This is a genomic window from Sphingorhabdus sp. (genome assembly GCF_035329025.1).
In the GTDB taxonomy this organism is placed as follows: domain Bacteria; phylum Pseudomonadota; class Alphaproteobacteria; order Sphingomonadales; family Sphingomonadaceae; genus Sphingorhabdus_B.
The window spans coordinates 1-8,445 of sequence record NZ_DAOLHN010000069.1 but is presented as its reverse complement, the minus strand read 5'-3'; the positions used below and the strand labels follow the sequence as shown (position 1 = coordinate 8,445).

Annotated in this window: 8 protein-coding genes and 1 pseudogene; 6 read left to right on the top strand and 3 right to left on the bottom strand. The window is 58.7% G+C overall.

Features of this window, described 5'->3' with window-relative positions; all coding sequences use genetic code 11:
* On the bottom strand, nucleotides 1–335 hold a 335-nt coding region (locus PKC81_RS13855; RefSeq protein WP_324337084.1), incomplete at its 3' end, for a GTP-binding protein.
* On the bottom strand, nucleotides 335–1,240 hold the full coding sequence (gene cysD / locus PKC81_RS13850) for a sulfate adenylyltransferase subunit CysD (protein WP_324337082.1): 906 nt from the start codon (nucleotides 1,238–1,240) through the stop codon (nucleotides 335–337). The genes cysD and PKC81_RS13855, both read right to left, overlap by 1 nt.
* 225 nt (nucleotides 1,241–1,465) lie before the next feature.
* Between cysD and PKC81_RS13845 the strand changes: the two genes are divergently transcribed.
* From PKC81_RS13845 to mmsB, 6 genes are all read left to right on the top strand, one after another.
* Nucleotides 1,466–2,326, top strand: a complete 861-nt coding sequence (locus PKC81_RS13845) for a CoA ester lyase (RefSeq protein ID WP_324337080.1) — start codon at nucleotides 1,466–1,468, stop codon at nucleotides 2,324–2,326.
* A 71-nt stretch (nucleotides 2,327–2,397) separates the two neighbouring features.
* Nucleotides 2,398–2,850, top strand: coding sequence for a MaoC family dehydratase (locus PKC81_RS13840; protein ID WP_298605206.1), 453 nt, complete (start codon nucleotides 2,398–2,400; stop codon nucleotides 2,848–2,850).
* A 21-nt stretch (nucleotides 2,851–2,871) separates the two neighbouring features.
* Nucleotides 2,872–4,110, top strand: a complete 1,239-nt coding sequence (locus tag PKC81_RS13835) for an FAD-dependent oxidoreductase (protein ID WP_324337078.1) — start codon at nucleotides 2,872–2,874, stop codon at nucleotides 4,108–4,110.
* Nucleotides 4,111–4,185: 75 nt separating this feature from the next.
* Entirely contained in the window at nucleotides 4,186–5,679 is a 1,494-nt protein-coding gene (locus PKC81_RS13830) for a CoA-acylating methylmalonate-semialdehyde dehydrogenase (RefSeq protein WP_324337076.1), read from the top strand.
* Between the two features lie 3 nt (nucleotides 5,680–5,682).
* Nucleotides 5,683–6,828: an acyl-CoA dehydrogenase family protein gene (locus PKC81_RS13825; protein WP_324337074.1), complete on the top strand. Its 1,146-nt coding sequence runs from the start codon at nucleotides 5,683–5,685 to the stop codon at nucleotides 6,826–6,828.
* A complete protein-coding gene (gene mmsB / locus PKC81_RS13820) occupies nucleotides 6,825–7,694 on the top strand; it encodes a 3-hydroxyisobutyrate dehydrogenase (protein ID WP_324337072.1) in 870 nt (289 codons plus the stop codon). The genes PKC81_RS13825 and mmsB overlap by 4 nt, the downstream gene beginning before the upstream one ends.
* Nucleotides 7,695–7,730: 36 nt before the next feature.
* Here mmsB and PKC81_RS13815 read toward each other — a convergent pair.
* Nucleotides 7,731–8,445, bottom strand: a pseudogene (locus tag PKC81_RS13815) (acetyl-CoA C-acyltransferase); the annotation flags it as partial.

Here is an 8,445-nt window from a genome sequence, read left to right as displayed (position 1 = left end):
GCGACGATGAACTTGCGCTTTTCGGTCGCGAAGAAGCGGTAGGCGACATCTATGGTGATGCCCTGTTCGCGTTCGGCGGCAAGGCCATCAACCAGCAGCGCAAAGTCGATTTCCTGCCCCTGCGTGCCGACGCGCTTGCTGTCGGCCTGCAAAGCATCGAGTTGATCCTCGAAGATCATCTTGCTGTCATAGAGCAATCGACCGATCAGCGTTGATTTGCCGTCATCGACCGAACCACAAGTGATGAACCGCAACAGGCTTTTATGCTGGTGCTGTTCCAGATAAGCGTCGATATCCTCGGCAATCAGCGCGTCGGTTTTGTAGACGGGGTCCATCAGAAATACCCCTCCTGCTTCTTTTTCTCCATCGACGCATCGCCGCCATCTTTGTCGATAATGCGCCCCTGCCTTTCACTGGTCGTGGTGAGCAGCATTTCCTGGATGACTTCGGGCAGTGTTCTGGCTTCGCTCTCGACTGCTCCCGTCAGAGGATAACAGCCAAGCGTGCGGAAGCGGATGGAGCGTTCAACCGGCACTTCGCCTTCCTGCAACGGGAAACGCTCGTCATCCACCATCAGCAGCAAACCGTCGCGCTCGACGGTCGGGCGTTTGGCGCTGAAATAAAGCGGTACAATGGGGATATCGTTCAAATGGATATACTGCCAGATATCGAGTTCGGTCCAGTTCGAGATCGGGAAGATGCGGATGCTCTCCCCTTTGGCCTTCTTGGCATTATAGAGGTTCCACAATTCGGGGCGTTGGTTCTTCGGATCCCAGCCATGGGTGGCAGTTCGGAAGGAGAATATACGTTCCTTTGCGCGGCTCTTTTCCTCGTCTCTCCGTGCACCGCCAAAGGCGGCGTCAAAGCCGTAAAGATCCAGCGCCTGCTTCAGCCCTTCGGTCTTCCACATATCGGTATGAAGAGGGCCATGGTCGAACGGGTTGATGCCGCGCTCCTTGGCTTCGGGGTTCTGATAGACCAGAAGCTCCATACCGCTTTCCTGCGCCATCCGGTCGCGCAGCTTGTACATTTCCTGGAATTTCCAGGTGGTATCGACGTGCAGCAGCGGGAAGGGCGGCGGCGAGGGGTAGAATGCCTTTCGCGCCAGATGCAGCATCACTGCGCTGTCTTTACCGACCGAGTAAAGCATCACCGGCTTTTCAGCTTCGGCTACCACTTCGCGCATGATGTGTATGCTTTCAGCTTCGAGCCGTTCGAGATGCGTTAAATTTCGGGTCATGGGGAAAAGGCATTCCTGAATTATATTTCGCGTTGCACTACACAGATTCTTCAGGCGCTCTAGGAAGAATCGGTTGTCGATTTGGTAGCTGGGGTTTTGCTAAGGATGCGGCAGCCGGCATTCGGGTGTGCTTTTCGCGGAACTTGATAAGCCGTAATGCTGGGTGTTAGGGGCCGATTTGAAGTTATAAGTCGGCAGGGGAAACAGACTGTGGCAAATTTGAAGATGCGTTCCTGGTTATTTGCCCCCGGCGACAGCGAACGGAAAATGGCAAAGGCGCTCGAAGGGCCTGCCGATATTATCCTGCTCGATCTTGAAGATGCAGTGGCGACCGAAAACAAGCCACTTGCCCGCCAGCAGGTGCATGATTTCCTGCTCGCTCATTCGATCTCACGGGAGCGCATCTGGGTGCGGGTCAACCCGCTAGATGGGCCACACACGCTGGACGATCTGGTGGCCATCATGCCGGCGCACCCCGGTGGGATCATGCTGCCCAAAGTCTATGGGCGGCAGGATGTTGAGCTGCTCGATCACTATCTGATGGCATTTGAGGCGGCGCAGGGCTTCGAGCGGGGGGCGACGCCGGTTATCGTGTTGGCGACCGAAACCGCTGAAGCCATGTTCCATACTGGTGACTATAAGAGTGCGCCACGCTTAGCTGCTCTTACCTGGGGAGCAGAGGATCTGGCGGATTCGGTTGGGGCGAATTCAAACCGCAATGCCGACGGCAGCTATTCCTTCACTTTCGAACTGGCGCGCAGCCTGACCTTGCTGGGCGCGGCGACCGCTGGGGTTCCGGCGATCGAGACGATCTGTGCCGATTTCAAGGATCTCGAAGCACTCCGCCTGCGTGCACAAAAGGTGCGGCGCGATGGCTATCGCGGCATGCTTGCGATCCATCCGGCTCAGGTCGAAGTCATCAATGCTGCCTTTACACCAAGTGCTGAAGAAATCGCCGAAGCGCGCGAAATTGTGGCGCTGTTTGCTGCCAACCCCGGTTTGGGAACGATCGGCTGGAAAGGTGGGATGCTCGACCGCCCATTCCTCTCGCGCGCGCAGCAATTGCTGGCGCAAGTTGATGAGTAGCGCCTTCCGCTTTTAGCGCTGGCTTTCGTGGCCAGTTTGTGGTTTCGGCGCAGCGAGAAGGGAGCCTTTCCATGGCAGGACTTTGGTTCGACGAACTGAGCGTCGGTCAGACTTTCGATCACCCGATCCGGCGGACGGTGACCGAGACCGATAATCTGCTTTTCAGCACGATGACGCACAACCCGGCGCAGCTTCACCTCGATGAGGAATATATGAAGGGCAGCGACTATGGCACGCGGATCGTCAACAGCTGCTTCACATTGGGGCTGATGGTAGGGATTTCCGTCGGTGATACCACATTGGGTACTGCAGTGGCCAATCTGGGATGGGATGAAGTGCGTTTTCCCAAACCGGTGTTCATCGGCGATACGCTGAACATCAAAACGACGGTCATCGAATTGCGGGAATCGCGTTCGCGGCCTGATGCTGGCATCGTCACTTTCTTGCATGAAGCGTTCAACCAGCGGGGCGAGACGGTCGCGACCTGCAAACGTTCGGGCTTGCAACGCAAGAAGCCGCAATAAGTCTGTTTTAGCGAGGGTGTAATGACGGGGCAGGGTGCAGGCGTAATCATAGTGGGTGGCGGCCATGGAGGCGCGCAGGCGGCGATTGCGCTGCGGCAGAATGGCTATGCCGGTCCGGTAACGATAATCGGGCGCGAGGAAGAACCGCCTTACGAACGCCCGCCGCTCTCAAAAGAATATATGGCGGGCGAGAAGGAATTTGAACGCATCTACATCCGTCCGCGCGCCTTTTGGCAGGAAAAGCAGGTCGATCTGTTGCTGGGCCGTTCGGTTGAGGCTGTCGATCCTGCCGCGAAGACTGTGAAGCTCGATGATGGAACCGAGCGTTCCTATGAATCGCTGATTTGGGCCGCAGGCGGCGACCCGCGCCGCTTGCCGCTGCTGGGTGGTGAGCTGAAGGGCGTACATTGCGTGCGCAACCGGGCCGATGCCGATGCGATCATGGCCGAACTGACCGGGGTCGAGCAGGTAGTCGTGATTGGCGGTGGCTATATCGGGCTTGAAGCAGCGGCGGTGCTCACCAAACTGGGCAAGAAGGTTGTGCTGCTTGAAGCTTTGCCGCGTGTGCTGGCGCGTGTTGCAGGGCCCGAACTTTCGGAATTTTATGAGACCGAACATCGCGCCCATGGCGTTGATCTTCGCACAGGTGTATCCATCGATGCGCTTGAGGGCGAAGACGGAAACGTAACCGGCGTGCGGCTAGCTGATGGCTCCGTCATACCGGCGCAGATGGTCATTGTCGGGATTGGCATCATTCCCTCGGTTGAACCGCTGCTGGCTGCGGGCGCTAAAGGTGGCAATGGCATAGAGGTGGACGAATATTGCCGCACCAGCCTTCCCGACATCTATGCCATCGGCGATTGCGCCGCGCATGCCAATAGTTTCGCAGGCGGGGCAATAATCCGGCTGGAATCGGTGCAGAATGCCAATGATCAGGCCACCGTCGCGGCGAAGACGATCTGCAGCGCAGACCCACAGCCTTACAAGGCGACGCCCTGGTTCTGGTCGAACCAATATGACCTGAAATTGCAGACTGTGGGCCTGTCTACCGGGCATGATGCCACCGTGCTACGCGGCGATCCGGCGACACGCAGCTTTTCGGTCATTTACCTGAAGGATGGCAAAGTCATCGCGCTCGATTGCGTCAATATGGTCAAGGATTATGTGCAAGGCCGCAAGCTGGTCGAAGCAGGGGCCACTATCGCAGCAGAGCGCTTGGCCGATAGCTCGGTCCCGCTCAAAGACCTGCTCGAAGCATAAACGACACTTCCCCTTTAGCCGCCAAGGCATTTGCACTAAGGCGGCACCATTGAGTCATATGAGAAGAGAGACGACATGCGTCAGATAGATCATTTCCTTGTGGGTGGTGCGCCTGCGGCTACGCGGTTCAGCGACATAATGGATCCCAATAATGGCGGTGTGCAGGGGCGGGTTGCCCTTGGTGACAAAGTTGTGCTGGACCGCGCTGTTGCCGCTGCACAGGCCGCACAACCGGCATGGGCAGCAATGAACCCGCAGCGCCGTGCGCGCGTGATGTTTGATTTCAAGGCGCTCGTTGAAAAGCATATGGATGAGCTGGCGCATATGCTCAGCGCCGAACATGGCAAGGTGATTGCCGACAGCAAGGGCGATATCCAGCGCGGGCTGGAGGTTGTCGAATTTTGCTGCGGCCTGCCGCATGTGCTGAAGGGTGAATATACGCAGGGCGCAGGCCCAGGCATTGACGTCTATTCGATGCGCCAACCGCTGGGCATCGGCGCGGGCATTACGCCGTTTAACTTCCCCGCGATGATCCCCTTGTGGATGGGCGCTGTTGCAACCAGCGTCGGCAATGCGTTCATCCTGAAGCCTTCGGAGCGTGATCCGAGCGTGCCCAATCGCTTGGCCGAACTGTTCCTTGAGGCAGGAATACCCGAGGGGATTTTCCAGGTCGTGCATGGCGACAAGGAAATGGTGGATGCAATCCTCGACCATCCGGCGATCAGCGCCGTCAGCTTTGTGGGTTCATCCGACATTGCGCACTATGTCTACAACCGTGGCGTGGCTGCCGGAAAGCGCGTGCAGGCAATGGGCGGGGCGAAGAACCACGGCATTGTGATGCCTGATGCTGATCTTGATCAGGTGGTGAACGACCTGACCGGCGCTGCCTTCGGTTCGGCGGGTGAACGCTGCATGGCGCTGCCCGTGGTCGTGCCGGTGGGTGATGACACCGCCGAAGCCTTGAAGGCGAAGCTGATCCCCGCGATCCACGCGCTCAAGATCGGTATCTCGACCGACAATGAGGCGCATTATGGCCCGGTTGTCACCGCGCAGCACAAGGCGAAGGTCGAAGGCTGGATCCAGAAATGCGCCGACGAAGGTGCAGAGCTTGTCATCGACGGGCGCGGCTTCAAGCTGCAGGGGCATGAAGAAGGCTATTTCATCGGCCCGACTCTGTTCGACCATGTCACCACTGACATGGAAAGCTATAAGGAAGAGATTTTCGGCCCCGTGCTGCAGATGGTGCGCGCCAAGGATTTCGACGAGGCATTGAGCCTTCCCAGCAAGCATCAATATGGCAATGGCGTCGCGATCTTCACGCGCAACGGCCACGCCGCCCGCGAATTTGCCAGTCGCGTCAATGTCGGCATGGTCGGTATCAATGTGCCAATCCCGGTGCCGGTCGCCTATCACAGCTTTGGCGGCTGGAAGCGCTCGGGCTTTGGCGACACCGACCAATATGGCATGGAAGGCATCAAATTCTGGACCAAGGTCAAGAAAGTCACCGCGCGCTGGCCCGATGGCGGCGGCGATGGAAGCAATGCCTTCATCATTCCGACAATGGGCTAAACGATGACCAACCAGTTTGACCTTACCGAAGACCAGCTTGCCATTCAGGATATGGCGCGCAAGTTCACCGCTGATCGCATCACACCCTTTGCAGGCGAGTGGGACGAGAAAAGCCATTATCCGGTCGATGTCTGGAAGGCGGCGGGTGAGCTTGGCTTTGGCGCGATCTACATCTCCGAAGAGAATGGCGGGATCGGGCTCGGTCGGCTTGAAGCGGCGTTGATCATGGAGGCGATGGCCTATGGTTGCCCCGCGACCAGCGCCTATATCTCGATCCACAATATGGCCGCCTGGATGATCGACACTTTCGGTTCGGCAGAGCTGAAGGCACGCTATCTGCCTGATCTGGTCAGCATGGAGAAGATCGCCAGTTACTGCCTGACTGAGCCGGGTTCGGGATCAGACGCAGCTGCGTTGAAAACCAGCGCGCGGCTGGATGGCGATCATTATGTCCTCAACGGCACGAAGCAGTTCATTTCGGGTGCGGGCTATAATGACATTTATGTCGTGATGGTGCGCACCGGCGATGAAAAGGCTAAGGGCATCAGTTGCCTCGTTGTCGACAAGGATACGTCGGGCCTCAGCTTTGGCGCGCCGGAGAAGAAGCTTGGCTGGAATGCCAGCCCGACCGCGCAGGTAATATTTGAGGATTGCCGTGTGCCGGTTGCCAACCGCGTTGGCGTTGAAGGCGATGGTTTCCGCTTTGCGATGGCGGGACTTGATGGCGGGCGACTCAACATCGGTGCATGCTCGCTCGGCGGCGCGCAGCGCTGCCTCGACGAAGCAGTCAAATATACCAAGGAACGCCAGCAATTCGGCCAGCCGGTCGCGGATTTCCAGAACACCCAGTTCATGCTCGCCGACATGGCAACCGACCTCGAAGCCGCGCGCGCGCTGCTCTATATGGCGGCGTGCAAGGTGAACGCCAATGCGCCCGACAAGAGCCGTTTCTCCGCGATGGCAAAGCGGCTCGCGACCGACAATGGCAGCGAGATTGTCAACAAGGCGCTGCAATTGTTCGGTGGCTATGGCTATTTGCGCGATTATCCGATTGAGCGTTTCTGGCGCGACCTGCGCGTCCACTCGATCTTGGAAGGCACCAACCAGGTGATGCGGATGATCGTCGGAAGGGATTTGTTACGCCAATGAAAATAGCCTTTATCGGTCTCGGCAATATGGGCGGCGGGATGGCCGCGAACCTTGTGAAGGCGGGGCATAGCGTCAACGCCTTTGACCTATCGAAGGAAGCGCTGGCGCGCGCGAAGGACAATGGCTGCGCGACCTTCACCAGCGTGCGCGAGGCTGTTGTCGATGCGGAAGCGGTGGTCTCAATGCTTCCCAATGGCAAGATTGTCGACAGCGTGTACGAAGGCGATGTCATCGGCCAAGCGCCCAAGGGTGCGATCCTGCTCGATTGTTCGACCATCGATGTTGCCACCGCGCGCAAGGTGACCGCGGATGCGACTGCTGCCGGCTATGAAATGGTCGATGCGCCGGTCTCGGGAGGTATCGCTGCGGCCAATGGCGGCACGCTGACCTTCATGGTCGGCGGAAGTGACAGCGCTTTTGAGCGCGCCGAGCCCATCCTTGCCGCGATGGGTAAGGCGGTGATCCATGCAGGCGCATCGGGGGCAGGGCAGGCAGCTAAAATCTGCAATAACATGCTGCTCGGCGCGTCGATGATCGCGACTTGCGAAGCCTTCATGCTCGCCGACAAACTGGGCCTCGATCTGCAGACATTTTACGACATTTCGTCCAAGGCTTCGGGTCAGAACTGGTCGATGACCAGCTATTGCCCGGTCCCCGGCGTCGGCCCTCAGTCTCCCGCGGATAATGACTATCAGGGCGGCTTCGCTACCGCGCTGATGCTGAAGGATTTGAAGCTGGCGATGGAGGCGGCTGCCTCGGTCGATGCCGATGTGCCGATGGGCGAAAAGGCCGCTGCGCTCTACGAAGCCTTTGACAAGGCGGGGCAGGGCGGTCTCGATTTCTCGGCGATTATCAAGACGCTGTAAAAAGGGCGGCCAGTTGATGGCCGCCCGTTTCGCTTCTTAGATACGTTCGATGATGATTGCCGGGGCCATGCCGCCTGCGGCGCACATCGTGATCAGGCCATAGCGGCCATTGATCCGCTCCAGCTCGTCCAGCGCGGTGCCGATCAGCATCGAGCCCGTCGCGCCGATCGGGTGGCCCAGCGCCATGGCGCCGCCGTTGGGATTGACCTTGGTGCGGTCGAGATCGAGATCACGGATGAACTTTTCCGCGACGACGGCGAAGGCTTCGTTGATTTCGAAAACGTCGATGTCTTCCTTCTTGAGGCGGGCCTTTTCGAGGACCTTCTTCGCCGCAGGAACCGGAGCGTTGAGCATCAGCGTGGGGTCATCACCGCAGTTGACATAGGCGACGATCCGGCCGCGCGGCTTGAGGCCGTGCTTGTCGGCATAGGCCTTACTAGTGATCAGCAAGGCGCCCGCACCATCGACCACGCCCGAGCTGTTGCCGGCGTGGTGCACGCCCTTCCAGTTGAGATCGGGATAGCGGCGCTGGATCTGCTTGCGGAAGGTGGTGCCGCCAATGTCGAAGTCGGCAATCGCGTCGAAGCTGGGCTTCAGGCTGGCAAGCCCTTCAGCAGTGGTTTCGGGCCGGGGGAATTCCTCGTGGTCAAGCGCGACGGTGCCGTCGTCGTTATAAACGGTGACCAGCGACTTGTTGAAGCGGCCTTCCTTGATCGCGCGGTCGGCGCGTTCCTGGCTGACCAGCGCCAGC

What these genes read in the sequence shown, in the direction of transcription:
- cysD (WP_324337082.1), bottom strand. Translation starts at nt 1,240, where the DNA reads ATGACCCGAAATTTAACGCATCTCGAACGGCTCGAAGCTGAAAGCATA.
- PKC81_RS13825 (WP_324337074.1), top strand. Translation starts at nt 5,683, where the DNA reads ATGACCAACCAGTTTGACCTTACCGAAGACCAGCTTGCCATTCAGGAT.
- PKC81_RS13835 (WP_324337078.1), top strand. Translation starts at nt 2,872, where the DNA reads ATGACGGGGCAGGGTGCAGGCGTAATCATAGTGGGTGGCGGCCATGGA.
- mmsB (WP_324337072.1), top strand. Translation starts at nt 6,825, where the DNA reads ATGAAAATAGCCTTTATCGGTCTCGGCAATATGGGCGGCGGGATGGCC.
- PKC81_RS13840 (WP_298605206.1), top strand. Translation starts at nt 2,398, where the DNA reads ATGGCAGGACTTTGGTTCGACGAACTGAGCGTCGGTCAGACTTTCGAT.
- PKC81_RS13830 (WP_324337076.1), top strand. Translation starts at nt 4,186, where the DNA reads ATGCGTCAGATAGATCATTTCCTTGTGGGTGGTGCGCCTGCGGCTACG.
- PKC81_RS13845 (WP_324337080.1), top strand. Translation starts at nt 1,466, where the DNA reads ATGCGTTCCTGGTTATTTGCCCCCGGCGACAGCGAACGGAAAATGGCA.